The organism is Pseudodesulfovibrio senegalensis, assembly GCF_008830225.1.
GTDB lineage: Bacteria > Desulfobacterota > Desulfovibrionia > Desulfovibrionales > Desulfovibrionaceae > Pseudodesulfovibrio > Pseudodesulfovibrio senegalensis.
Window position 1 is genome coordinate 285,701 of the sequence record NZ_WAIE01000004.1, and the last position, 26,303, is coordinate 312,003.

Here is a 26,303-nt window from a genome sequence, read left to right on the forward strand (position 1 = left end):
TCGACGGAAACCGCGTGCCACGATCACGGCGCGCGGTTTTTTTGTGTCTCCCAATAGGTATTTTCATATTTATCGGCGTTTCGTTTTCGGATAGTCTTTTGCGGTGGAGGCTCCCATGGATGACGACGTTGAAATTTTCATTGCCGAGGAATACCGGACCATGGCGGCGTTTGCCGGGCCGTTGGCGGGCCGGATTTCCCGGCGGCTGCATGGACGGCCGGACTGTTTCGAATATGACGTGAAAACGGTTTCGGATTGCCCGGGGTTCATCGACGGCATGCTGGAACGCCTGCGGGAGAGCGCGTCCGAAGTTGCGGCTGCGCTCAACCGGTTGGGCGGGACCGTTGACGACGTTGCCATTGAATTGGTCATGGATGACCTTGAGCACGCCTTGAGCGAGATTCTCGATTCCGTGGACGAGGTCAAATGTGCCGAGCTTGAAGGAGCCGAAGAGGCCGGACCGCTGCTGGTTGCCGTGCAACAGCGCGTGGTGCGTGACGTGCTGCGGGTTTTGCAGACTCTTGTGGATGCGGTGAATCATCCCGAACGGTTCATGGATGCAAGCGGCGAGGACGTGGAATTGGATCTGTTTCTTGAATTGGACGTGAGCGCGGAAATGGCGGCCCTTGAGACATGGGCCGAAAGACAACAACAGACACGGCCCGGCTTCGGCTGGGGCGGGGTGTTGGCCGCCTTTGGGCTGGGCTGGTGGCTGGGCCGCAATTGACGCGAAGGATTTATGCCTGCTGCATGGCCGCGAGCGCCTCGCGGTCAAGGATGCGAACGGTTTTGCCGCTGGCTTCCAGCAGGTTTTCGCGTTTGAATTTCTGGATGGTGCGCGAAAGGGTCTCCGGTGTGGTGCCCACGATCTTGGCCAGCTCGCGGTGGGAGATGGGCAGGCTGAACGGCTGGCCCGGCTCGGATTGCGACCCGGCTTCCGCGTGCAGCAGGTAGCAGGCGATGCGTTCCTGCGTGCCCAGCAGGGCCAGTGATTCGACCATGTTCATGGACTCAAGCAGGCGGGCGGAGAGGGTCTGCATGATCTTGAGCAGCAACAGCGGCTCCCTGCGGGCGAGGTCTTCCATGTCCGCGGCCGGAATGTCCGCCACCCGGCTTTCCTCCAATGCGGTCACGTTGACCGGATACGGCCTGTCCGTGAACGCGGTGCAGAAGCAGAACGGCTGTCCTTCCTCCACCAGATAGAGAATCTGCTCCTTGCCTTCCGCAGTGCTGCGGAAGATTTTTACCCGTCCCGAAAGCACGATGAAGAAGGCCTGCCTGTCGTCCGACTGGCTGATGATACGCTCCGAGGCTTGGTACACGCGGGTGCGCGCCCTTTTTGCCAGCGCGCCCAGTGCGTCGTCGTCAAGGTCCGCGAACAGGGGGATGCCGCGCAAATGTTCATGCGTGTTCATGACTTGATTCTTTCCATAAAAATTGACGGTTATCAATGCACTAACGCCATGAGGCAGGTATGGTGCAGGTACTCATGTGTGACAATCGTGTTTGAATAGGGAGGAGATAATCATGAGCATTCCCCGCAGAAAGTTTTTGGGGGCGCTGGGGGCCGCAGGCATGGCCGTCGCGATGCCCGGCAAGGCGCAGGCGTGGGAGTCCAAGGCTCCGCCGGACCCGTTCGGGTGTCTGGTGGACCTGACCCGTTGCGTCGGCTGCCGCAAGTGCGAGCAGGCCTGCAACGAGGTCAACAAGCTGCCCGAGCCCGAGACAAAATTTGACGACCTGACCATCCTCGACGCCAAACGCCGACCCGATGACAAGGTCTATACCGTGATCAACCGGTATTACCCGGGCCGCATGGACGACAGGAACAAGCTCGCGCCCACGTTCGTGAAGGTGCAGTGCATGCACTGCCAGGACCCGGCCTGCGTTTCGGCCTGCATTACGGGCGCGCTTTCCAAGCGTCCCGACGGTGCGGTGCATTACGACGTGAGCAAATGTATCGGCTGCCGCTATTGCATGGCGGCATGTCCCTTTGAAATTCCCGCCTACGAGTACCACGACCCGATCACGCCGCAGGTGCGCAAGTGCACCTTCTGTTTCGACCGGCTGGAAAAGGGCCAGAAACCCGGCTGCGTTTCCATCTGTCCGGTGGAGGCCATCACTTTTGGCAAGCGCGACAAGGTGCTGGAGCTGGCCAAGGGCCGCATCAGCCGCGATCCGGCGCGGTACGTGGACCACGTGTATGGAGAAAAGGAAGTGGGCGGCACGAGCTGGCTGTACATTTCCGGCGACGACTTCGGCAAGGTCGGTTTCCAGAACTTGCCCGCGCGGCCCATGCCCCAGACCTCGGAAACGATTCAGCACGCGCTGTTCAGTTATCTGTGGTCGCCGCTGGCCCTGTTCGGTCTGCTGGGCGCGGTCATGGGATACACCTCCCGCAAGCACAAGGAGGAAGACCATGACGCATAAGCCGTACCCCGTGGACAGGCCGTTCTGGACCCCGGGCACCTATGTCATGCTGGTGTTCATGATTGCGGCCGCCCTGACGCTGGTGGTTCGCTACACCTTTGGTCTGGCCGCTGTCACCAACCTGAACAACCACTACCCGTGGGGCATCTGGATCGGGCTGGACGTGGCCTCGGGCGTAGCCCTTGCCGCGGGCGGATTCACCACCGCGTTTCTGGCCCACATCCTCGGCCGCCACTATTACGAGGCCGTGACCCGGCCCGCGCTGCTGACCGCCGCACTGGGCTACACCTTCGTGGCCATCGCGGTGTTCGTTGACATCGGGCGTTCGTGGGCCATCTGGAAACCCATCGTCTACCAGAACCACAACTCGGCCCTGTTCGAGGTGGCCATGTGCGTGATGACGTATGTGACCGTGCTCTGGATCGAGTTCATCCCGGTTCTTGCCGAACGCCTCGGGAAAAAGATTCGCCTGCTGGCCTTTTTGAACCGCATTCTGGACAAAACCATGTGGGTGTTCATCATCCTCGGCGTGGTGTTGTCCTGCATGCACCAGTCCAGCCTCGGAACCCTGCTGGTCATCGCGCCCACCAAGGTTTCGCCGCTCTGGCACACGCCGCTCATGCCGCTTCTGTTCCTGACCTCGGCCTTTGCCGTGGGCTATCCCATGGTCGTGGTGGAAACGACCATAGCCACGTCGTCGCTGAAGCTGGATTCCGAAATGAACGTGCTCGGCCCGCTCTCGCGCATCACCATCCTGCTTCTGGGCATCTACATGGCCATCAAGGTGGGCGACCTGATCGCCCGGGGTGCCTATGTGACCCTGCTGGACGGCTCGGCCCAGAGCAATTCGTTCCTTGTGGAAGTGGTGCTGGGCGTCATTGTGCCGTGGGTCATGCTGCTGTTCCCGGCGGTGCGCCGTTCGCGCAAGCTGCTGTTCTCCGCAGCGTTCATGATCGTGGCCGGGGTCATGCTGAACCGGTTCAACGTGTTCGTGGTCTCGTTCAAGGCCCCGTATGCGTCGCATCCCTATTATCCGGCCATCGGCGAGGTGCTGGTCACCGCCGGAGCCGTGGCTACCATCTTCTTCCTGTACCGGGTGTTCGTGACCTTCTTCCCGGTGCTCTCCGCCCAAAAGCAGGAGGTTTCCCAATGATGAAAAACATACTCGCGTGGCTGGCGTTTGCAGCCGTTGCGGTCGGTTCCGGGGTTTCGGTCCCGGCATGGGCCGCGGTGCCCGCTGGGGACGCCGAGCCCGTGGTCAAGTCCCGCAAGGACAGGACCCCCATGCCCGCAGGATGGGCGGCCAAGGATCAGGACGAGGCCAGAAAGCTGGCCACCAAGAAGTATCCTTTCGTGGAAAAGGTGCTCATGGAGGACCTGCCGCTCAGACAGCAGCGTCTGCGCAAGATGGGCATCGGCTACAAGGACATCAAGCACAGCTACATCCTGCTGGACAGTCCGTATGTTGATACCTACGAAAAGAAATACGAGCCCGTGCGGTTCATGCATTCCAAGCACGCCGCAGCGCTGGACGGCGACTGCGCGGCCTGCCACCATCTGCGGCCTGCGGACCCTAAGGCCCCGGAAACCGTGGCCTGCCGAGCCTGCCATCAGGAAACGGCCATTGGCGACGGTTCCGAGCGCATCGGACTCAAGGCGGCCTATCACATGCAGTGCATGGACTGCCACGAGAAGATGAAAAAGGGACCGGTGGGGTGCGAGGGGTGTCATGCCAAGCGCAGCGTGGACCACAAGGAACTGGTCAAGCTGCCGGAAAATCCCACGCCCCAACAGGTGACCATGGAGTGCCTGCGCTGCCATCAGGCCGCGGGCGAGGACATGCTGTCCACGGCCCATTGGCTGTGGCGCGGGCCTTCGCCGTATACAACCGAACACAGAAAGAGCGTCATGTCGGGAAAGGGGACAACGACGCTCAACAATTTCTGAATATCCCCCATCAGCAACGAGGCTCGTTGCACATCATGCCATGCGGGATACGGTTGGAAGGACGCTTCCTTTGATTTCACCAACGAAAAGAACATTGACTGCCTTGTGTGTCACGACACCACGGGCAGCTACGTCAAGGCCCCGCCCAAGGCGGGTATGCCCGATCCCAAGGTGGATCTGAACTATGTGGCCAAGAATGTCGGCCCCACCAGCAGAAAGACCTGCGGCACCTGCCACTTCAGCGGCGGCGGGGGCGATGCGGTCAAGCACGCGGACATGAGCGCCGAGCTGTTCTGGCCCAGCCGGAACTGCGACGTGCACATGGGCGGGTACGACTTCTCCTGCGTGGAATGCCACAAGACCCGCAACCACAAGATATCGGGCCGTTCCACGTCCGCGCCCGTGGCCGAAGGTTCCCGGGCCTGCGAGGACTGCCATACGTCCGCGCCGCACTATGGCGACACCCTGCTGGACCATCACCTGAACAAGCACAGTACCACCGTGGCCTGCAATACCTGCCATTCGCCGGTCTATTCCAAGTGCAGCCCCACCAAGACGTGGTGGGACTGGTCCACGGCCGGAGACACGGAGCGTGTGGTGGGCAAGGACAAGTACGGCAAGCCGGATTACAACTGGAAAAAGGGGAGCTTCCTCTGGAAGGAATCCGCCAAGCCGCAGTATGCTTGGTACAACGGCTTCATGAGCCGCCTGCTGCTCGGCGACGCCATTGATCCCGAGGCACAGGGATTCGCGCCCGGCGAAACGCTGACCTTTGAACAGAAGCAGCAGCTCGTGCGCACGCGCATCACCGAGCCCATCGGTTCCATCGGCGACCCCCATTCGCGGATCACGCCGTTCAAGATCATGTCCGGCATCCAGCCCGCGGATGCGGAGCATCGCTATCTGCTCATTCCGCACCTGTATCCTTACGGCAAGGACGACAAGACCGCCTACTGGAAGAACCGGGACTGGCAGAAGTCCTTTGGCGAGGGCATGAAAAAGGCCAAGCTGCCGTACAGCGGCAAATACATGTGGGTGGCCACGGATATGTACTGGCGCATCGAGCACGAGGTCATGCCCAAGGAGAGCGCGCTCTCCTGCGTGCAGTGCCATGAAAGCCTGAAGGGCGAGAAGACGTGCGACCGCTGCCATCAGGACTCCCGGAACGTCAAGTTCAAGGAGTTGGCGGAAAGGGGCACGGACTTCAGGTACATGCAGTCCCAAGGACGCGACGTGGGCGATTTGATCGGCGTCACCAACTACATCGAGTTCAAGAAACTCGGCTACAAGGGTGACCCCATCATCTATGGCGGCCGCTTCAAGCAGCTGCCGTTGGGCTACGGCCCGGCCGCAAAGTAGCGGACATTGCCCGGAAACGACAACGCGGCCCCGGACCATTGCGGTTCGGGGCCGTTTTTTTTGTGCGGTGCAGCAGTGTCTTTCCCGGTGCCGGGTTGCCATGAACATGCAAACCGGGGTAACTATGGTAATAAAACCATGAAAGAGGGAATTCGGGCGCGCGTCGAGGGCCGCCAAAGGAAATGTCATGAACGGGCAGGTCGATTCCACCGGGCTGAAGCGGATTCTGGACTGCGTCGGACTGGGCGTGTTTGCCGTGGACACGGACTGGAGGATCATTTTTTTCAGCCGCGAGGCCGAACGCATCACGGGATTTACCGCGCAGGAGGCCATGGGCAGACTCTGCCGCGACGTGTTCGGATCCGACCGCTGCGTAAAGAAATGCCACCTGCAGCAGGCCATGCGTTCCGGCCGCAACGTGGTCAAGGCGCGCGTGGAGATCGTGAACCGGAATAACCGGCGCGTGCCGCTGGAGGTCACCGCCGCGGTGCTGCGCGACGAGCAGGGCACGGTGCTGGGCGGGGTGGAATCCTTTGTGGACCTCACGGCCCGGCAGGCATTGGAAAAATGCGTGCGCCAGTCCTATCGCTTTTCGGACATGGTGGGGCGCGATCCGGCCATGCAGCGGCTGTTTCGCACCGTGGAGGTCGTCGCCCCCACCGAGGCCACGGTGCTGCTGCAGGGCGACACGGGCACGGGCAAGGACCTGCTGGCCCGGGTCATCCACAACTTGAGTCCGCGCTCGTCCGGCCCGTACGTGAAGGTCAACTGTGCGGCCATTCCTGCCAGTCTGCTGGAATCGCAGCTTTTCGGCTACCGTAAGGGTGCGTTCACGGATGCGAGGGAGGACAGGCCCGGCCTGTTTGCCGAGGCGCAGGGCGGCAGCATCTTTCTGGACGAGGTGGGCGACATTCCGCTGGAATCGCAAGCCAAACTCTTGCAGGTACTGGACGAGCAGCAATACATTCCCCTCGGGGCCACCAGCCCGGAGAGCGTGGACGTGCGCCTCATGGCCGCTACCAACCGGGATCTTGCGGCCATGGCTGACCGGGGCGTGTTCCGGCCGGACCTGTTTTACCGTCTGCGTGTGGTGGAGCTTGCCCTGCCGCCGCTGTCCGAGCGTCGCTGCGACATCCCTTTGCTCATCGACCATTTTCTGAACGAATTTTCGGCGTTGCAAGGAAAAACGGCACAGGAGCTTTCGCCGCGCGCACTCAAAGTCCTTCTGGATTACCACTACCCCGGCAATGTGCGCGAGCTGCGGCACATCATCGAACACGGGGTCATTTTGAGCACCGGCGAGACCATCCACGCGGCCGACCTGCCGCACTATCTGCTTTCCGGGCCGCGTCCGGCAGTGCCCGGCGGAGATGCATCAGACGAGACCGACGAGCGCACACGGCTTCGCCAACATCTGGACCGGCACGGCTGGCGTATGAACGAGGCCGCGCAGGCGCTCGGCATCGACCGCACCACCCTGTGGCGGCGCAGGCGCAAGCACGGGCTGTGATACGCCACAAGGGCGTTTTGCCGATGTTGCATCTGTTGCGTTGTTTGTTGCGCACTGCAACACGATAACGCAACATCAGTTGCATCATTGGTTTCCCTGCCTGCCTAATCCGTTGAAATCATTGGTCCCGGATATTCTGCGATTTTGGCCTTGCTCTTGCTCTTTACGGATAGTCTGGGCGCGTTGCGCGTCCGGCAAAGCCGCAAGGAGGTATCATGGGCGAATCCGCAGTGCTTTCCATTGACGTGAAACAGTCCAAGTTCATGGACAAGGTGCAGGAGTTGCTGCCCGAGGGCGGCAACCTGAACATGTGCCTCACCTGCGGGGCCTGCTCCGCGGGCTGTCCGGCCACCGGGCTGGAGGACATGAGCCCGCGCAAGTTCCTGCGTCTGGCCGCCATGGGGCAGGACGAGGTCATCATGTCCACGCCGTGGGTCTGGCTCTGTACCATGTGCAAGCGGTGCATTTATGCCTGCCCCATGGAAGTGGATATTCCGCAGTTGGTTTATTATGCGCGCCAGACATGGCCGCGCGACCAGCGGCCCAAGGGTATTCTCGGTTCCTGCGAGCAGGCCCTGAATACGGATGGCAACAGTGCCATGGGCGCGTCCAGCGAGGACTTCAAGTTCGTGATCGAGGATGTGCTCGAAGAGGTTCGCGAAACCCAGCCCGGCTTTGAGAATCTTGAAGCACCCATCGACAAGAAGGGCGCATACTACTTCCTGAACCAGAACTCGCGCGAGCCGGTCACCGAACCGGACGAGATGGTGCCCCTCTGGAAGATACTGAACATGGTCGGCGCGGACTGGACCTACGGAACCAGGGGTTGGGCCGCGGAAAACTACTGCATGTTCCTGGCCGACGACGACGCATGGGAAACCGTGGTGCGCAACAAGGCCAAGGCCGTGGAAGACCTCGGGTGCAAGGTTTGGCTCAATACCGAGTGAGGCCACGAATTCTACGCAGTCCGGGCCGGACTGCAAAAGTTCAATGTTGAGCATGATTTTGAAATGGAAAGCATTATCCGGTGCTATGCGCGCTGGATTCGCGAGGGCAAGCTGCCCGTCAATTCCGACTGGAACAAGGATTTGGGCGTGACCTTTACGGTTCAGGACCCTTGCCAGTTGGTGCGCAAGTCGCTGGGCGATCCCGTTGCCGAGGACCTGCGTTTCGTGATCCGCTCCGTGGTGGGCGAGGAAAACTTCATCGACATGTGGCCCAACCGTTCCAACAACTATTGTTGCGGCGGCGGGGGCGGATTCCTGCAATCCGGCTATACCGAGGCGCGCCGGGCGTACGGCCGCATCAAGCTGGACCAGATTCTTCAGACCGGGGCGGACTATTGCATTGCGCCCTGCCACAACTGTCATTCGCAGATTCACGACCTGAGCGAGCACTACGAGGCCGGGTTCCCGGTGGTGCACCTGTGGACCCTGATCGCGCTTTCGCTGGGCATTCTCGGCGAGAACGAACGCGAATACCTCGGGGAAGACCTGCAAAACGTGGGACTGTAAGTCGAGCGCGGCCTGTTCGATTGATCCGGGCGGGCCGCATTTTTTTTGTGTCTTATGTGTGGGGCGGGCTGTTGCAGTGGGCGAAATCTGCGCAGACGCGGCCCTGCGGATGGGAACAAATAACGCCGTGCTGCCGGGTCATTTGATCATTTTTTGACGATAAAGATCATGATCCCAGATTGTTAAGGTGTTGGTCCGGAAAATGCTTATACGAGGGCAAGTGGTGATGTTTCTGTCCGGGGATAACAGCAAGGAGTTGCATCATGCCTGGATTTGACGGAACAGGTCCGCGCGGAATGGGCGCCATGACAGGCGGCGGATTCGGAAACTGTGGCACCGGCGCCGGATACGGCGGTTATGGTCGCGGACGCGGCTACGGCCGTGGTTTCGGACGCGGTTTTGGCCGCGGTTTCGGACCGGGATACGGCGGCGCATATGTCGCCTCCCCGGTGGTGGCTCTGTCGCCCGAAGAGGAAAAAGCCTCGCTTGAACACAGACTCGAGCTTCTGGAGCAGGAAGCGACCCGGATCAAGGATCGTCTGGAGTCGTGGAAATCCTGAAGCAGCATTCATTGACTTACTCCTCCTCTCTGCAAGGGCTGCCCCGGTGCAACGGGCGGCCCTTTTCAGTCTGTTTCGGAGGTTGGCGGACTCTCGCGGTGCGCTAGAAAACGGAGTCGCGGACCGGCCGAGGCGCTGGCCGGTTTTTTCAAGGAAACTCTGGCTGGCGAAGAGTGAGCCGCGAGCGCCCCGTCCCGGTCAGTCCTGCTGCACGGATTCGGCGGCCGCAGCAACAAGGGCTCTGAAGAGCCTGCGTTGCGAACGGAACTGGATCATGTATTCCGGGTGCCATTGCACGCCGAGCACGAAGCGTTTTTCCGTGCCTTCCAGCGCCTGCACCATGTCTGATTCGTCCCGGGCAACGACTTCAAGCCCCTTGCCGAGAGCATCCACCGCCTGATGGTGCATTCCGTTCACGCGCAGGGTCTGCCTGCCCGTGATGCGCGCGAGGCGGCTGCCCTGTGCCGTATCGACGTTTTTGACCGGAAAGACCGTATTGGGATGCCGTGCGTCTTCGTACACGTCCGCTATTTCTTGGTGCAGGGTTCCCCCGCAGACCACGTTGACCAGCTGCATGCCCCGACAGATGCCCAGAATGGGCAGATCCTTTTCAAGCGCCTGTTGCAGGAGCCGGACTTCCAGTGCGTCGCGCGCCTCGCTGGTGGCCGGTGCACCTTTGCGCGCTGCAAGGTAGCGAAACACGAAAATGGCCAGCGAAACGAGCATGCGCACGAGGTGAATCCACCACGGATGGCGTTTTTCGGTATCCTTGGTGGCATCCAGTATGCTCATGGGCTTTTCCGCGTCCTGATACAGGCCGGGGGTGATGTCGGCCCCGCCGCTGAGCACCACCCCGTGCAGCCCGGCGATGTCCGCAGGCCTGCGCGGGGTGATGCGCACGGCAACGGCGCCCGCAAGGCGCAGGTTCAGCCATATGAACAGCCATGGGGCGAACCCGCCGCGGTCCTGTGTGCTCACTCCGATGCGCGGCCTATGCATTGAGGTACGCATCCTTCAGGAACGCCACCCAGCGGGCCGGGGTCCTGCCCGGTTTCAGATATTCGCGGCTCAGTGCGTCGATGACGCCGAGGTCGGCGGCGAGGCATTCCACCGTGACCCAACGGTTCCATTCCAGCGCCATGGACCAGCCGGGTTCGTCAATGCGGCAGTCCGGCAGCCTGTAATGGAAGGCCGGGCGGGGTTTGACCAGTTGCGGTTCGTGGATGGAATCCAGCGTGCGCTTTTTGTCCAGATGAGCGAACAGGCAGGTCATGTCCAGCGGCCGGTTGCGGGTGGGGTTGTAGGCCATGTAGTCGTCAATGAGTTCGGTCTGGCCGGGCCTGTAGGCCGGGTCCAGCACCTTGGCCACGTATTGCGGAGGAAAATCGTTGATGAACGGGGATATCCTGCGGGTCAGGTTTACGTTGATGCTTTGTTTGAGCCAGTCGAGCAGCAGCAAAAACGCCCGCAGGTACGAAAGCAGGGTGAACGGGTCGCGCGCGGGAATTTCGGGATTGAACTGCATGCCGAACCCGTAGAGCAGGGACGCGCGGGTTCCTTTGGCGTGCATCTCCCGGAGCGCGGTTTCCAGCCGGTCCAACTCATGTATCCTGTCCATGGGTATGGGTGGCGTGACTATCTCCAGCGGCACCGCAATGGATGCGAGATTGAACAGGGTGTCGTCGATGCGGTCCAGCATGTCGGGGTCGGGAGTGAACCCGAGTTTTTCCAGAAAGGCGAGATAGGTGCGCTCCTGTAATTGGATGGAGTCCACCTCAAGGCCGAAGTCCCCGAATTCCCCGGACGTGATGTTGTAGCGGAACTTTGATGATTTTGTGAGTTCTCCACCATAGAGCTCGGCGATTTTATTGCCGAGCCGGTCCATGCCCACGCTGGCGAATTCCAGCTCGAATCCCACGCGCCGGTATTGGCCGTCGTCGCGTTTTTGCCTGTTCGGATATGTCCATTCCATGAATTGTTTTCCCTTGCGTATGTTTTTGGGGCCGGAACGTTCGTTTGGTGTGGCGGGGGCCTGCCTACAGCGGACCGGCCACCGGCCAGCAGTTGAACTCGGGCTTTTGCTTGAAGCCCACGCCCACCGCTCCCTTGTGCATGTACAGGACGTAGGCCCAGTCGGTTTCATAAAAGCTTGTGGTGGATGACCAGTATGCCTCTGCGGTCCGTGCAAAGGGATGGCCCGAAGGCAGTGCCGGGCTTGATTGCGACGCGTCCACCAGCGATTCCAGTTCGTTGATGTCCGGCAGCCGCCAGACGATATCGGAATCGCGGTTCAGTTTCTGCACCGCGTTCAGCGCGTCCTGCCAATGGGCCGGTCCCGCAAGGTCCGCAGATGCGTGCCACACGAGCCGGGTCAGCCGGTCCACGATGCCGAATTCCCTGGTCGTGAAACGCGGCTCCGGCCACGGCGCCCCGGTTTGCAGCGCGCCGTCCTGCAAACAGCCTTCACAGTCCATCGTGTTGCCCGAAACGTCATGGCAGTTCGTCTGTCCGGTGCGCGGCAGGACAATGCTTTCGCCACGAACGGGCCAGCCCATGCCCGGGTCGGTTTTCTTGCCGTAGAACATGCGCCCGCCCTGCATTTGCACTCGCCATGCGTAGGCCGTTGCCATTGCCGAGGTGGTGGAGGTCCAGTACCAGCCCAAAAAGACGTTGTGGAAGGGATGGCTTTCGGGCAGGGCAGGGTTTTTGGCTCCGTGGGAGATCAGGCTGCGCAGTTCCCGCCGGTTGGGTAGCCGCCAGTCGTGGTGGCCGAGATAATTGGTTTTATTGAGTCGAGCGACTTCATTCAGGGTTTCGGGCCACGAAAGGGGGTAGGTGAAAACGTCTGCCCGGCGGGGCCAGTGCAGCCCCGTAAGCGTGTCATGCACCGTTTCTCCCTGCGGGCGGAATCGATCCGGGTCCGTACTGACGCTGTCGCGGCGAGCCGCGTCCTGTCCGCTGTCGCGGCAGTCCATCCTGTTGCCAAGGACATCATAGCATTCGTTGGCACCTGTTTCGAGAACGTGTCCGGCCCGCTGTGTCATGCCGGTGTTTTGTTTATTCCGTATCGTCTGCATGCAGGTCCACGATACCGCAACGCGCTTTTTTTTTCATCCGCAATTCTCACGGTATGGAGAACATGGCGTCTGTCATCTTTGCAGGCGGCGGGGTGTTGCCAATCGCCGCCTTTCAGGAACCGGATGATGCCGGGCGTTTTCGGGGATGGATTGCTCATCGCTGGAAATGGCCCAACCGTGTTTCGTTTGCCTTTTTTGGACGGAACATCGTTGCGGGGTTTTAGTCTTCTTAGAATGCATTGCCTTGACTCGAAAAAAATGGCAATATTGAAATAATTGCAAAATAGTCATTAAATATAATAAGTTGAGTATGGTTAATTGTTTGCAGGCGGTGTCGGCGACTGAGGGAAAGGCCCAAGCTGATCAGCGTGGTCAGCCGGTTGCCGTTGCCCGTGGAGTCGTTTGGAGGTTTGCCACGGCATCGTGGGAATGAGCAGATGCGCAATGCATAGCTTTTTTGTGTCTGGAAAAAGAAGGCTGTAACCGTGTCCTGAGGATGTTGTTTTCCGGAGGGACCTATCGTGGGAGTGTTCTATGTTCAAGCTGATGAGATTTTGGGCGGTGTTGATCATTGTGTCGATTTGTCTTGCTTCCCCTCTTTATGCTGCCGACATGTCTCAGGGGCTTACCTGTCCGCCCGGATGGAAAGACAATGTCTCTGCCCGGGGCAATGACCTCATAAAACAGTGCATAGCTCCTTCTCAGGATGCGTTCATAGAACTGTACGCTGCTGCAGACACCCACAACATGACGCTCGGCGAATTGCTGGACGCATGGACCACGGCCATGACCCAGCGGGGACTTCCTTTCCAGAATTTCGTTTCCGAACAGCCGGGACAGGTCTCGGGACATCCTGCCGTTACCCGCGTATATTCGGGGCATACCAAGAACAACGCCCAGTTCGATTCGTCCCTTGTCGCATCCAGATACAACGGCATGGTGTACATTTTTCAGGGTCTTTCCCTGAAGGGGCGCGAGCAGGCCAGACAACAGGTCCGGCATGCCATGAATACCTGGTATTACCCCGGCGCGTCTTCCCAGAACACCGGCGGCTCCTCTGCCGCGTTGCCGCTTGGGGGCGGTGGCGCCGGTGCGCATGGCGCCAACCACGGCGGTTCCATGCCGACCATATCCGGAACGTTCATCTCCGACCAAAAGGATTATTGGGGCGGTGCGCATTACTACAGGATTTATCAATTTTTCAACAACGGTAACTATGTCGAGGGGACCAAGAACGCAAAAACCGGCAAAGTGCAGATGGATTCGAAGAGGAAGCGTTTCAAGGTGGCCAAATCCGGCAAGTCGTACGTCGTGAAAGGCGCGAGGTCCTGTACTGACGGGTATGTGACCGATACCGAAGGCAATGCCGTCACGCGTTTCAAGAGCGGATGCTACAGCTCCGGCGGAAAGGCGATGTACTTCCATCGGGCCAAGCATGCTTCCTCGGCTGCGGTGAACCGGGTGCAGACGAATGGGATTCCCAAGATATCCGGAACATTCATTGCGGACAAAAAGGATTACTGGGGCGGGCAATACTACTACCGGATGTACCATTTTTACGGCGACGGCACGTATGTCGACGGCAGCCAGAACGCGGCCAGCGGCAAGGTGAATATGGGATCGAACCGGAGGAAATGCAAGATATCGAAATCCGGCAATTATTATGTCGTGCGCGGGGGCGGTTCCTGTACCGACGGATACGTCACGGACACGAAGGCCAACATGATCACGCGATTCAAGAGCGGCTGTTACAGCTCCGGCGGAAAAGCCATGTACTTCGAGTTGGTCCGGTAGGGCAATGTCCTTTGGGAATAGAACAATATGCCTGTCGGCGGGGCTGTGCCCATGAAAAAATCATCCATGCTGCTTGTGATGGTTTTGGGGGGCGCGGTCCTGCTGGCGGGGTGCGACAAGGACCCTGCCGACGTGCGGGTGCATGAAAAGGATTTCTGCACCCGCTATCACGAGGCCTTCCCGAGGTGCGATTGCTTTCTTGATCCAACCATGCAGAATCAGGGCCTTGGCAAATATGGCGACGGGGCTTTGTACAAATCCGGGAGAAGGATCAGCAACAGCAATGACGCGGAGGCGTTCTTCAATAAATGGCTGTTTTCCATCCAAAAGGATTACTACGATACCGGCAGGATAACGAAGGATACGCGAATCGAGTGCCAGGACCTTGGGCACGGATTTTACAATTGTTTCGTGTTCAATGAGTTTTATGTGACGGTTTCCGATGACGGAGACATATATAAAACCGTGTGCATGGAGTGATTATGCAGGGGCCGGATAAAGCAGGGGCTCCCGGTACTGGTGACCGGGAGCCCCTGCTTATTTCGGGTAACGGCAATCGTGTCGGCTACAGGAAGGCGTACACGGCCGCCAGTCCTGTCAGGGACATGGTGATGGTGTATGGCAGTGCCAGCAGGACCATCCTGCCGTAGGAAAGCCGGATGACCGGTGCCAGCGCGCTCGTGAGCAGGAAGAGGAATGCGGCCTGTCCGTTCGGGGTGGCCACGCTGGGGATGTTGGTTCCGGTGTTGATGGCCACGGCCAGCTTGTCGAAGTGCTCCATGGTTTCCTTGACCACGGTGGCGGTATCGTGGGGAAGCGTGGCGAGCGTGTCGGCCCGCGCAATGTGCGGGTCGGTCAGCTTGGCCATGAGCTCCTGGCCGGTCATGCCGATATGGGGAATGGCGTTCAGAACATGGATGAAGTGCAGCTTGGTTTCGGAGATATAGACCGTTGCCACGAAGACGTTGTCCGATATGGAGGAGAGAATTCCGTTGGCCGCATAGTAGGCCACAAGCTGATCCTGTCCCTTCAGACTCAGAACGTATTCGATGATCGGGGCAAAGAGTTCCTGGGAATGGATGACGGCCACCACCGAGAAGAACACCACCAGCAGGGCGGTAAAGGGCAGGGCCTCCTCAAAGGCGTGTCCGAGCTGATGCTCCTCCACGATGCCGGTAAATGAGGTCAGCAGGATGATGACGGACAGTCCTATCAGGCCCACGGCCGCCAGATGGAAGGCCAGCGCCGCGATGAGCCAGATGCCGACCAGGGCCTGTATAACCAGCTTGAGTTTGCCTTTGTCGCCTGCCCTTTCTTCCATGGCAATGGCATTTTCCAACAGGAACGAACGGATGTTGCCCGGCAACTGGTGGCCATAGCCGAAGACGTGGAATTGCTCCACGGCCAGACAGGTGATGAGGCCCACCACGAGCACGGGCATGGTCACAGGCATGGCGTGGAGAAAGAACGGTATGAAGTGCCAGCCCATTTCGCCGCCCACAAGCAGGTTTTGCGGCTCGCCCACAAGGGTGCACACGCCGCCCAGAGCCGTACCCACGGCACCATGCATCATCAGGTTGCGCAAAAAGCCCCGAAAAGCCAGCAGTTCCTTCCGGTTGGCCTCCCTGACTTCCTGATCCGAGCTCAGATCGTGCGTATCCGCCTGACCCTTGCCCGAAACATAGCGGTGGTAGAGTTCGTAAAACCCGTAGGCCACGGCCATGATCACCGCCGTGACGGTCAGGGCATCCAGAAAGGCCGAGAGGAAAGCCCCGGCCATACAGAACATCAAGGAGATCAGCTTTTTGGAGCGGACCCGGACCAGAATGCGGGTGAAGGTGAACTGCAGGAAGTCCTTCATGAAGTATATGCCGGCCACCATGAAGATCAGCAGCAGGATGACCTCGAAATTCTTGAGAGCCTCATGGTACACGGTCTCCGGGGAAGTCATGCCCATGATCACGGCTTCGATTGCCAGCAGGCCGCCCGCGGGCAGCGGGTAGCATTTAAGGGCCATGGCCAGAGTGAAGATGAATTCGGCGATGAGCGCCCAGCCGGCAACAAATGTCCCGGCCGTGAGCATCAGGATGGGGTTGAGGACAAGAAAGCCGACAAGGGTCAGTTTGTACCAGCCCGGCGCATTTCCCAAAAATGTCTGGGCAAAGATTTTTGAAAGCGGTGATTTCATTTTCTTATTCTCCTTGAACGTAAAAAAACGCCTCGTGGCGTCTGTCTGCGGGCTGCCGTACAGCCGTGCCGAGGCGTCTGGTTTTTATGAGTTTTTCAATTTCGTTTCAGGTGGATATTTGGTCTGCTATCGTTAAAGCGGGCGCCGGGCATGTGCCCGGCGCCCGCATGAATTAATACAGCATCATCAGCGCAGCGATCATGACGACCATGTACAGGATGGTCATGCCCACGCCGCTGCGGACGTAGTCAACGGTACGGTATCCCCCCGGGCGCATGATCAGGGCGTTGACCTGATGGGTGGGCAGTACAAAGGTGTTTGATGCGGCCACGGCCACGGTCAGGGCTGCAACGCGCGGGTCCACCCCCGCGTTGAGGGCCATGTTCATGGATAGCGGTACCAGCAGCACCGTGGCTCCCACGTTGGAAGCCACCAGCGTGAAGAATGATGTCAGGATGCCGATGACCGTGAGCAGTACCACGGCGGAAGGCGTGCCCAGAGCGGCCATGATGGTGTCCGCAATGAACTTGGCTGCCCCGGTGTTCTCGAAGGCCATGCCCAGCGGGATCAGCCCGCCGAGCAGGAATACGGTCATCCAGTCAACTGATTGGTAGGCTTCGTCAATGGTCAGGACTTTGGTCAGGACCATGCCGAGCGCTCCGGTCAGCAGGGCGATGGAAAGCTGCACATGGAAGCCGAGAATCATGGTCAGGGAAACGGCCAGCCACATGAGCGCGAGCTTGGCTTTTTCGGTGCGCAGCAGTTCGCCTTTGACCGTTTCGGTAAAGACCAGGTCGGGCAGGCCCTTGAGCATGTGGAACATTTCCCAGCGACCATGCAGGAGCAGGGCGTCGCCCGATTCGATGATGATGTCGTTCAGCCCGCTGACGAAAATCTTGTCGCCCCGGAAAATGGCCAGAGCGGACACCTGGAATCGTTGACGTATACGCAGTTCGGAAAGGGATTTGCCGCTGAACTCGGAGCGGGGCGTGACAAGCCCCTCCATGATGCCTGCGTTGTTCGGGGAAAGCTCTTCGGCGAATGTGGTCAGCTCGTCCTGAAGGACCCAGCCCATGTCTTCGGCCATGTGCGCCGCGAATTCCTGCGGTCCCACCACCACGATGTGGTCACCCGGCTGAATTGTTTCCTCCGGGGTGGGCGCGAAGATATGCGTTTTGCCGTGGTTGCGGGCAATGGCCACCAGCGTGCAGAAGTAGACGGGCCTGAGGTCAAGGGATTTGAGAGGCGAGTCGTTTTCCCAGCTTTCCGGAATAGCCAGCTCGAAAAGGGACCCCACGTTGTTGTATGTGCCGGTGAGCACGGATGACATGGGGCCGGATTTTTCGTCTTCGGAACGCGAAGGCAGGATGAACCGGCCGAACAGGATGAAATAGACCAGTGCGGCCGCAATGAGCAGCAGGCCGATGGGGGTGACGCTGAACATGCCGAAGGCCGCGTATTTTTTGCCGCCCACGACCATGAGGTCGTTGAGCAGGATCAGCGGACTGGAACCGACCAGTGTCAGGCAGCCGCCGATGATGGCGCAGAAACCCATGGGCATGAGCAGACGCCCCACGGGGACGCCGGTCTGGTTGCCTATGCGTTTGGCCGCGGGCAGGAAAAGTGCTGCCGCGCCGATGTTTTGCATGAAGCCTGATATGATGGCCACCGTACCTGCAATAAGGGTCATGATTCTGGATTCGCTTTTGCCGGCGAATCGCAGAATCACCCGGGCCATGGAATTCATGACGCCGGTTTTGTCCAGTCCGGCGCCGATGATGATCACCGCGATGATGGAGACCACGGCGTTACTGCTCAGACCGCTGATGGCCTGTTGCGGCGTGACGAGTCCGAGCAGGGGGAGCAGCACCATCATGATGATGCCGACCACGTCCACCCGAACCCATTCGAAGATGAAGAGAAGGACAGCGAAAACGAGTACGGCCAGAACAGTAATGATTTCTGGGGTCATGGGGAATCCTCGGGAATCGTATGGTGTTGCCGCTACAGGCCGGTTTTATTTGGCCTGCAGCGTCGCACGGGTGTATACGGGAATGGTTCTCCTGCTCTGGCACACGGCAATGGAGTCGTCCATAACGTAGCGGAATTGGTCCTGCTCATGCATTGCGGCTACGACGGCTTCCTCGTCACCCTGTCGCACCTCATGACTGAAGTTGAGGCCCGCATCAACAGCCTTGCAGGAGAAATACTCTATGTTTTTTCGCGCCTCGTCGGAGAACTCGTTGAAATCCTGACCGGATTCATCAACGTTCACTGCAACCAGTGAGCTTCTGGTCTTGGCAGCCATGCTTACGGCGTAGTCGGCAATATCGCGGGAAAAAGCCTGACCCCGGCAGATGACGAGGATTTTGCACTCCGGACGATCACAACGGACAGCTTCGGTGGCCAGGGGGGTGTCGGTGACTGTTTTCTTGCGGCTTGCGGTAAACCGTTTGAAAAATGTTTTCATCGAGGATTCTCCTGAATGTTCCATAAGGTACGTTTCACGGCCGACAACCCACGCCCCGATGTGGCACGTGTTGCAGTGTCTTTCGGACATTATGTCGTAGTGTTTATCAACCGCTTTTTTCATTCCACTGAAGAGGGCCATAGTTTACTCCTAGCGCTAAATGTTGGAGATTTTTTCGCCTCTTTTCACCCTGTACCAATCAAAACACATGCCAACAAAGCGTATGTCGCCAACCATCTGAAAAGATATGGTAAAACGATGTTTCGACGAAATGCGGCCGGGCGGTATGTTGCGATATGTAACGCCGCGTGTCGGCAAACACGGCAGTCCGCGTGGATAGGGGGCATATGGTTGCAGATTGTTGCGATGCAGAATGCAACGCTTTCATGTCTGAAATGTACGTTGAATGAGGGGCGGCAATGGCGTGGCGCGGGCAAATGGGGACCGAGTTTTTTTTTGTGCACGGAGTCACAAGGTGATTATGTTTTATTTTCAGCATGTTGTGAGCGTGCATGCGCAGTACCGTTTGTTGCGTACGTGGGGACGAATGAGCTCCCAGATATTTGGGTGAAACATTGTTGCGAATTGCAACCTTAACAAGTCCCAGTCCCGGTGATACATAATGATAATAAGGAGGTGCGGGGTGCAAAGGCCGGTTCGGTCCGCATTACCCGCCCGCCGTATTCTTGCAGGAGGAGACGGACATGGGTTGGTTCGGCAGAGAGAAATCCCCGGCCCCGGCCGCGAAGGAACCCCGGCAGGACGATGCCCGGAAGGAGTTGTCTGGACCTTCCAGACAGCAGGATGCCCTGCGCGAGAGGATTGAGGCGTCCGGGCTGCCTCCCGAGGTGTATGAGGCGGCCATCAGTGAATGCGACCGCATGGACGGCGTGGAGCCTTCCTCGCCCGAATACGCCATCAGTCTCAATTTTCTGGAAACCATACTTTCCCTGCCGTGGAATGAAACCACCAAGGATGATCTGGACATCAACCGGGCCGGCGAGGTTCTCGACGCCCGCCACTACGGCCTTCGCCGGGTCAAGGATCGCATCCTCGAGTTTCTGGCGGTCAAGAGCCTGTGCGCCCGGGACAAGCCGCGCATTCTGGTGGTGGATGACGAACGTATTGCCCGTGAGAACCTGACCATCGTTTTCGAAGACGACGGCTATGAGGTGGAAGCTGTTGCCAACGGTGTGGAGGCCGTGGCCGCAATGGAGCGGAAGCCGGCGCATGTGGTGGTCTCCGACCTGAAGATGGACGGCATGGACGGCATGGAGCTTTTGCAGGTGCTGCGCAAGCGCTGGCCGGACACCAAGGTGGTCATGATTACGGGGTATGCCACGGTCAAAACCGCCGTAGATGCCTTGCAACAGGGCGCGGACCAGTATCTGGGCAAGCCCGTGAACCTGACCAAGCTGCGGCGGCTCGTCACCGAACTGCACGCCCAGAGTGTCCGGGCCCGGCATCTGCACGGTTTCGTGCTGTGCTTCAACGGTCCTCCGGGCATGGGAAAAACGTCCATCGGCAAGGCCATTGCAGAGGCCATGGGCCGCAAGTTCATCCGCCTCTCCCTGGCCGGTCTGCGGGATGAGGCCGAGCTTCGCGGGCATCGGCGAACCTATGTGGGGGCCATGCCGGGCCGAATCCTCCAAGGCATCAGCAAGGCCGGTTCACGCAACCCCGTCATCATGCTGGACGAGGTGGACAAGGCCGTGCAGGATTTCAAGGGCGATGCCGTGTCCGTGTTGCTGGAAATGCTCGATTCCGAGCAGAACAGCGGGTTCGTGGATCATTACCTCGGGCTGCCGTTCGATCTTTCCAATGTGCTGTTCATATGCACGGCCAACGCGGTGGAACGCCTGCCAGCCCCTCTTTTGGACCGCCTCGAGGTCATTGATTTTCCCAGCTACACCTTGAACGAAAAGGTGCGGATCGCCACGGATTTCGTCATCCCCGATCAACTGCGGCGGCATGGTCTGGACGAGCAGCTGGTGAGCGTTTCCGAGGACGCGGCCAGAATTGTGATAACAGGCTATACCCGCGAGGCCGGGCTTCGCGGAATGCGCATGCAGCTTGCCTCCCTGTGCCGCAAGCTTGCCCGCCGGGTACTCGCGGACGGCAGTCAGGCTGTGGAAGTGGACGAGGCCATGGTCCGGGAACTGCTTGGGGCACCGCCCATGATTGCGGCTTCCGCCCGGTCCCGGCCACGGGTGGGATTGTCCACGAGTCTGGTCTGGACCGAGAATGGCGGCGAGATCATTTTTGTGGAGACCGCACGAATGCAGGGCAACAAACAGCTTATCCTGACGGGATCGCTGGGCGAGATCCTGCGCGAGTCGGCACAGACGTCGCTCAGCTACTGCCGCAGCCATGCCGGAGAGTACGGCATCGACCCGGACGTGTTTGCCGCTTCGGACATCCACATCCATATTCCGGCCGGTGCGGTTTCCAAGGAAGGACCGTCTGCAGGTGTGTCCATCACATTGGCATTGCTTTCCCTGCTCACGGGCAGGCCCATCCGGCAGGACGTGGCCTCGACAGGCGAACTTTCCCTGTTGGGCGAGGTGTTGCCGGTGGGTGGTATCCGGGAAAAGCTGATGGCCGCGCAGGCTGCCGGCGTCGGTATCGTTATCCTGCCGCAGGGGTGCGCCCGGCGGGTCGACGACATTGAAGAGGACGTGGTGCGGGATCTGGATATCCGTTTTGTTTCAACCATGGAGGAGGCGGCCGGAATAGCCCTGTGCGACTCGCCTACTCCAGATGATAACGCTTGATTTTACGCCACAGCGAGACCCGGTCTATGCCGAGGATGCGCGCGGCCTGCGTCTTGTTGCCGGCCGAAGCGGCCAGCACCTTGCGGATGTGGCTTTTTTCCAGATCCTCCAACGTGGGCAGCGGCGCCTCGGTCCCGGCATCGCAGATTTCGGCGGGCAGCAGGTCCGGAGTGAAGGACGTTCCCTGTCCGAGGGCCAATGCGCGCTGGACAATGTTTTCCAGCTCGCGCACGTTGCCCGGAAATGCGTAGCGCATGAGCACGTTGAGCGTGTCCTGTGAGATGGACGATATGGTCTGCCCCGGCTGGCGGTGCTTCTCCAGAAAATGTCCGATGAGGATGGGGATGTCCTCGCGATGCTCACGAAGCGGCGGGGCCTGAAGCGTGACCACGTTCAGCCGGTAATAGAGATCCTGACGAAATTCCCCCCGGTCCACCATTTCCTGCAGGTCGCAGTTGGTGGCGGCCAGTACCCGAATGTCCACCGGAATTTCCTTGGTGCCGCCGACACGCAGGAAGTTGCGCTCCTGAAGAACCCGCAGCAGCTTGACTTGCATGTTCAACGGCAGTTCGCCGATTTCGTCGAAAAAGACCGTGCCGCCGTCGGCCACTTCCAGAATGCCTTTCTGGCCCCGGTTTGCTCCGGTGAAGGCTTCCTTTTCGTGGCCGAACAGTTCCTTGTCCATGAGTTCGGCCGTGAAGGTGCCGCAGTTGATGGCCATGAACCGTTCTTCGGAGCGCCGGCTGAGTTGATGGATGCCCTGCGCCACCAGTTCCTTGCCCGTGCCGGTCTCGCCCTGGATGAGCACGTTGCAGTCCATCTGGGCCAGTTGCCGCACGGTTTTTTTCAGCTTGACGAACACGTCGCTTTCACCCACCAGCGGGAAATCGCTCTTGCCTTGGGCGACGAGTTCCCTGAGGCGCTGGACCTCAGCGGACAGGGCGTGCTGCTCCAGCGCCCGCTCCACCTGAAGACGCAGTTCGTCCAGCTTGACAGGCTTGGCAACGTATGAGTGAGCCCCTTTTTGCATGGCCGTGACCGCGTTGGACACAGTGGCATGGCCCGTGACCATGATGACGAAGGTTTGCGGGTGGTGGGAGCGGATGCGGTCCAAAAGCTGAAGGCCGTCAATGCCCGGGAGCATCAGGTCCGTGATGACCAGGTCGTAGTCGTTTTTTTCCAGTTCGCGGAGGCCTTCTTCGGCCGAAGCCAGCGCGGTCGTTTTGTGGCCCGAGGACGTCAGGGCGAACGTCAGGTTTTCGCGGGCGATGCGCTCGTCCTCGATGACAAGGATGGATCCGGCGCTCATGCGGTTTTCTCCGGGTTGAGGGGGAGTCGGATGAAGAATTTGGTGCCTTGTCCGGGGGCACTCTCGACCCGTATGGAACCGTTGTGTTCCTCGATGATGCCGTAGACCACGTAGAGGCCCAGGCCCGTGCCCTGCCCCACTTCCTTGGTAGAGAAGAAGGGATCGAAAATGCGTTGCAGGATTTCGGGCGGAATGCCCGGGCCGGAGTCCGCAATGGTGATGATTTTGTGGTCCGCGTCCCGATACGATTCGATCTCGATGGTTCCTTCCTCGTCACCAATGGCCTGGGTGGCGTTGATGATCAGGTTGATCAGCGCTTCGTTGAACCGTTGTCTGTCCAGATACAGGGTGACCTCGTCCGCCACCCGCACATTGACCGTTATCCGGGGGCCGATCTGGCTGGAGACCAGTTGCAGCGCGGAAGTGATGACCTTCTTGATGTTGCACGGCCGGGGAGAGAAATCCTTGTGCCGGGAGAATTCGAGTAGCCCCTTGACGATGTCGCGAGCCCGCACGGTTTCCTGGGCGATGTTGTCCATCATCTTGTCGGCAAACGGATTTTGCCCCGCGGTTTGTTCGGACAAGAGCTGTGCCGAGGTGGAAATGTTGTTGAGCGGATTGTTCAGCTGGTGGGCGATGCCGGATGCGAGCGTGCCGATGGAGGAGAGCTTCTGGGCCTGCACGAGCTGGGTTTGTCGTTTGTTCAGTTCCTCGACCATGGAGTTCAACGCCACGAACACCTGTTGGATCTCGTCTTCCGCGTTTTTGACCGCCAAGGGCTCAAAGGTGCCCTGGGCGATGCTGCGCGTGGCCTCGTGCACCCGGCGCAGGGGCCCGAGGATGGATTTGGAGACAAAGATGACCAGCGCCAGCACAACAATGGCCACCACGCCCATGGCGATGACCAGCGTAGTGCGCAGTTTGTGGTTTATGGTCAGGACGCTCTGACGTTCGAATTCGGCGATGGCGATGGAGTGCTCCACCATGCTTTGCCCGGCCTCGCGGAGGGCCTGTGCTTTGGGGGCGTTTTCCATGACGGCCGAGGGGCTGGCATCGAGCTCGCCGAGCAACACGTTGTAGCGTGCCAGTCCCTGCTTGAGGGCCCGGCCGTGCTCGCGGCCGGGGGGCGTGTCGATCTCTTCGGAAAGAGTCTGCAGCAGGGTGGCGGCCTTCTGGATGTTGTGCCGGTTCAGACTCAGCACTCCCTTGTCGTGATACAGGAAAAAGTTTTTTTCCTCGCGTCGGATTTCAAGGATCAGGTTGCGCAGGTCGTCTGCCCGCTCCACCAGAGTCACTTCCTGCTCCAGCTGGTTGATGTTGGAAAGGGACAACAGGGCGATCCCGCCGAAGGCAAGGGTGAAGATGGCTATGCCGATGATGATGGTGTGTCTGAGATTGGGTCTGAACATAGGTGTCCTCGTCGCATATCCTCGGAGACCTTGACACTAAGCCCCGCCGTGGGAAATGGCAAGGCTACCGGAAAGTTCGGAAAACCGGCGGCCGGATCGGGGGGGGGGTTATTCGGATCTCAGTGCGTCAATAGGGCTGAGGCGTGCCGCCTGACGGGCCGGATAGAAACCGAAAAAGATGCCGACCAGACAGGAGACGACGACACCTATGGCAATGGCGTCCATGGAGACGAAGAAATCCCAGTGGTTGAATGCCGCCAGCCCGTAGGCCACCCCCACGCCTGCAAAGGAGCCGATGACTCCCCCCGCGACGCAGAGCAGCAGTGATTCCATGAGGAATTGTTGTTGAATGTCCTTTTGCATGGCCCCGAGTGCCCGGCGGATGCCGATTTCCTTTGTCCGTTCGGTTACGGAGACAAGCATCACGTTCATGACGCCCACACCGCCCACGATGAGTGAAATGGAGCCGATGGCACCCAGCAGCAGGGTAAAGAGCCGCATCTGGGCCTGTTGCTGATCGATCAGTTGTTCAGCGCTGCGGACATTCACGTCAAGGTGTCGCGAGGCTCGTGCGAAATATCCCTTGATCTGGTTGGCTGCGGTCTGCCATGCGGCATCTTCTCTGAATTTTGCCAGCATGGCTTGTACGCCGGGATTGCTCATCATTCGAAACGACATGGAGATCGGAATCAGGATACCCGAATCCAGTCCGTCAGGCCGCATGCCGCTCATGGGCTCGTGTCGAATGACGCCGCAGATTGTCAGAATGCGATTATCTACCAGGATCTGCGCTCCAAGCACCTTTTGCATGCCTCCCTCGATCAGGCGCTTTTCCACTTTGTCCGTGATGACGCAAAAGGGCATGAGCAGGTCGAGGTCGGAAAGGAACCTTCCTTTGAGCACCTTGAGTTTGTTTATGTCGCCGAAGGATTGGGTCACGCCGAGCATGGTGAGGTTGAAGCTTTTGCCCTTGTTGGTCACTTCGACGAATGATCGCGTATAGGGGGCCACCTGAGTGATGGCCGGGCAATATTTCGGGGCGCGCAACGCCGCGGCGAACGGAATATGTCTGGGCGTGCCCGAGTCCTGATTCGGTTCGACAGCAAGGAGGTCGGTTCCCATGTCCGTGAAGGCTTTCATCACTTGATTCTTGACCATCTCCCCCGCGGACACCATGGCAATGACCGATCCTATGCCGATGACAATGCCGAGCAGGGCAAGCAGGGTGCGTTGCTTGGCGTCCCACAGGCTCCCGAGAGCCTCGCTGAAATTTTCGCCCCAGATCATGACTCTTCCTCCACGAGTGCCCCGTCGCTCATGTGAACAATGCGTGCACACTGTCGGGCCAGGTCCGGATCATGGGTGATGATGATGGTGGTAATGTGTTTTTCCCGGTTGAGTTCGGAAAAAAGGGACATGATGGCGTCGGAAGTCGTGGAATCGAGGGCTCCGGTCGGTTCGTCAGCCAGAATCAGGGCCGGTTCGCCAACCAGGGCGCGAGCAATGGCCACGCGCTGCTGCTGGCCGCCCGACAGCTCCGATGGCCTGTGGTTCATGCGATCGGCCATTCCAACCCGGTCAAGCATCTCGCTGGCTTTTTCGATGCGCATGGATTTGCCGACACCCCGGTACAGGAGCGGCAGGCAGACATTATCTCGGGCAGAGAGTCTGGGAAGCAGGTTGAATTGCTGGAAGCAGAATCCGATGCGTTGGTTGCGGATGCGTGAGAGGGCCCCGTCATCGAGATTCGAACTCTCCCTTTCTTCGAAAAAGTATTGGCCGGACGAGGGCGTATCCAGAAAGCCCAGTATGTTCATGAGGGTGCTTTTGCCGCAGCCGGAAGCCCCGACAACGGACAGCAGTTCACCCTTTTCGACGCGCAGCGTGATTCCGCGCAGGACTTCCAAGGGCACTGATCCCAGCATGTAGGATTTGTGGATATCTCGGAGTTCAATCATTGCG

The 26,303-nt window shown here is 59.4% G+C and carries 21 protein-coding genes; 10 read left to right on the forward strand and 11 right to left on the reverse strand.

What is annotated here, in order from left to right:
- Positions 1-115 precede the first annotated feature (115 nt).
- A complete protein-coding gene (locus F8A88_RS11275; RefSeq protein WP_151151253.1) occupies positions 116-727 on the forward strand; it encodes a hypothetical protein in 612 nt (203 codons plus the stop codon).
- Between the two features lie 10 nt (positions 728-737).
- Here the strand turns inward: F8A88_RS11275 and F8A88_RS11280 are convergent, their stop codons facing one another.
- Positions 738-1,415: a Crp/Fnr family transcriptional regulator gene (locus F8A88_RS11280; protein WP_151151254.1), complete on the reverse strand. Its 678-nt coding sequence runs from the start codon at positions 1,413-1,415 to the stop codon at positions 738-740.
- Positions 1,416-1,527: 112 nt separating this feature from the next.
- On the opposite strand from F8A88_RS11280, the gene F8A88_RS11285 reads away from it, so the two are divergent.
- The 6 genes from F8A88_RS11285 to F8A88_RS11310 all read left to right on the forward strand — a co-directional run bounded on the left by F8A88_RS11285 (position 1,528) and on the right by F8A88_RS11310 (position 9,320).
- Positions 1,528-2,430, forward strand: a complete 903-nt coding sequence (locus F8A88_RS11285) for a 4Fe-4S dicluster domain-containing protein (protein ID WP_151151255.1) — start codon at positions 1,528-1,530, stop codon at positions 2,428-2,430.
- A complete protein-coding gene (nrfD, locus tag F8A88_RS11290) occupies positions 2,420-3,583 on the forward strand; it encodes an NrfD/PsrC family molybdoenzyme membrane anchor subunit (RefSeq protein ID WP_151151256.1) in 1,164 nt (387 codons plus the stop codon). The genes F8A88_RS11285 and nrfD overlap by 11 nt, the downstream gene beginning before the upstream one ends.
- Positions 3,580-5,736 carry a tetrathionate reductase family octaheme c-type cytochrome gene (locus F8A88_RS16055; RefSeq protein ID WP_151151257.1) on the forward strand — a complete coding sequence of 719 codons (2,157 nt, stop codon included), beginning with the start codon at positions 3,580-3,582 and terminating at the stop codon, positions 5,734-5,736. Before nrfD ends, F8A88_RS16055 begins: the two co-directional genes overlap by 4 nt.
- 187 nt (positions 5,737-5,923) lie before the next feature.
- Entirely contained in the window at positions 5,924-7,246 is a 1,323-nt protein-coding gene (locus F8A88_RS11300) for a sigma-54 interaction domain-containing protein (protein ID WP_151151258.1), read from the forward strand.
- 215 nt (positions 7,247-7,461) lie between these two features.
- Positions 7,462-8,760: a (Fe-S)-binding protein gene (locus tag F8A88_RS11305; protein WP_151151259.1), complete on the forward strand. Its 1,299-nt coding sequence runs from the start codon at positions 7,462-7,464 to the stop codon at positions 8,758-8,760.
- Between the two features lie 263 nt (positions 8,761-9,023).
- A complete protein-coding gene (locus F8A88_RS11310; protein WP_161598398.1) occupies positions 9,024-9,320 on the forward strand; it encodes a DUF5320 domain-containing protein in 297 nt (98 codons plus the stop codon).
- 198 nt (positions 9,321-9,518) lie between these two features.
- Here the strand turns inward: F8A88_RS11310 and F8A88_RS11315 are convergent, their stop codons facing one another.
- From F8A88_RS11315 to F8A88_RS11325, 3 genes are all read right to left on the reverse strand, one after another.
- On the reverse strand, positions 9,519-10,319 hold the full coding sequence (locus tag F8A88_RS11315) for a gamma-glutamyl-gamma-aminobutyrate hydrolase family protein (RefSeq protein ID WP_161598399.1): 801 nt from the start codon (positions 10,317-10,319) through the stop codon (positions 9,519-9,521).
- Entirely contained in the window at positions 10,312-11,292 is a 981-nt protein-coding gene (locus F8A88_RS11320) for an amidoligase family protein (protein WP_161598400.1), read from the reverse strand. The genes F8A88_RS11315 and F8A88_RS11320 overlap by 8 nt, the downstream gene beginning before the upstream one ends.
- 64 nt (positions 11,293-11,356) lie before the next feature.
- Positions 11,357-12,397, reverse strand: a complete 1,041-nt coding sequence (locus F8A88_RS11325) for an Lcl C-terminal domain-containing protein (protein WP_241667430.1) — start codon at positions 12,395-12,397, stop codon at positions 11,357-11,359.
- A 534-nt stretch (positions 12,398-12,931) separates the two neighbouring features.
- Here F8A88_RS11325 and F8A88_RS11330 point away from each other — a divergent pair.
- Together F8A88_RS11330 and F8A88_RS11335 are read left to right on the forward strand one after the other, a co-directional pair.
- Complete coding sequence (locus F8A88_RS11330; RefSeq protein ID WP_151151262.1) at positions 12,932-14,191, forward strand: DcrB/PsbP domain-containing protein; 1,260 nt, start codon at positions 12,932-12,934, stop codon at positions 14,189-14,191.
- 51 nt (positions 14,192-14,242) lie between these two features.
- Positions 14,243-14,671 (forward strand): hypothetical protein, encoded by a 429-nt coding sequence (locus tag F8A88_RS11335; RefSeq protein WP_151151263.1) that lies wholly within the window; start codon positions 14,243-14,245, stop codon positions 14,669-14,671.
- 85 nt (positions 14,672-14,756) lie between these two features.
- On the opposite strand, the gene nhaB is transcribed toward F8A88_RS11335, so the two are convergent.
- The 3 genes from nhaB to F8A88_RS11350 form a co-directional block, all read right to left on the reverse strand.
- Positions 14,757-16,379, reverse strand: a complete 1,623-nt coding sequence (gene nhaB / locus F8A88_RS11340) for a sodium/proton antiporter NhaB (RefSeq protein ID WP_151151264.1) — start codon at positions 16,377-16,379, stop codon at positions 14,757-14,759.
- A 172-nt stretch (positions 16,380-16,551) separates the two neighbouring features.
- Positions 16,552-18,351, reverse strand: coding sequence for an SLC13 family permease (locus F8A88_RS11345; RefSeq protein ID WP_151151265.1), 1,800 nt, complete (start codon positions 18,349-18,351; stop codon positions 16,552-16,554).
- A 45-nt stretch (positions 18,352-18,396) separates the two neighbouring features.
- The gene (locus F8A88_RS11350) at positions 18,397-18,849 is read right to left on the reverse strand and encodes a universal stress protein (protein ID WP_151151266.1); all 453 of its coding nucleotides are present in this window, start codon (positions 18,847-18,849) and stop codon (positions 18,397-18,399) included.
- Between the two features lie 704 nt (positions 18,850-19,553).
- On the opposite strand from F8A88_RS11350, the gene F8A88_RS11355 reads away from it, so the two are divergent.
- Entirely contained in the window at positions 19,554-21,623 is a 2,070-nt protein-coding gene (locus F8A88_RS11355) for a S16 family serine protease (RefSeq protein ID WP_151151267.1), read from the forward strand.
- Here the strand turns inward: F8A88_RS11355 and F8A88_RS11360 are convergent.
- The 4 genes from F8A88_RS11360 to F8A88_RS11375 all read right to left on the reverse strand — a co-directional run bounded on the left by F8A88_RS11360 (position 21,601) and on the right by F8A88_RS11375 (position 26,299).
- Positions 21,601-22,932, reverse strand: a complete 1,332-nt coding sequence (locus tag F8A88_RS11360) for a sigma-54-dependent transcriptional regulator (RefSeq protein ID WP_151151268.1) — start codon at positions 22,930-22,932, stop codon at positions 21,601-21,603. The two genes, F8A88_RS11355 and F8A88_RS11360, sit on opposite strands and share 23 nt — an antisense overlap.
- Positions 22,929-24,341 (reverse strand): sensor histidine kinase, encoded by a 1,413-nt coding sequence (locus F8A88_RS11365; RefSeq protein ID WP_151151269.1) that lies wholly within the window; start codon positions 24,339-24,341, stop codon positions 22,929-22,931. The genes F8A88_RS11360 and F8A88_RS11365 overlap by 4 nt, the downstream gene beginning before the upstream one ends.
- A gap of 108 nt (positions 24,342-24,449) precedes the next feature.
- Positions 24,450-25,628 carry an ABC transporter permease gene (locus F8A88_RS11370; protein WP_151151270.1) on the reverse strand — a complete coding sequence of 393 codons (1,179 nt, stop codon included), beginning with the start codon at positions 25,626-25,628 and terminating at the stop codon, positions 24,450-24,452.
- The gene (locus F8A88_RS11375; protein WP_151151271.1) at positions 25,625-26,299 is read right to left on the reverse strand and encodes an ABC transporter ATP-binding protein; all 675 of its coding nucleotides are present in this window, start codon (positions 26,297-26,299) and stop codon (positions 25,625-25,627) included. Before F8A88_RS11375 ends, F8A88_RS11370 begins: the two co-directional genes overlap by 4 nt.
- Positions 26,300-26,303 lie beyond the last annotated feature (4 nt).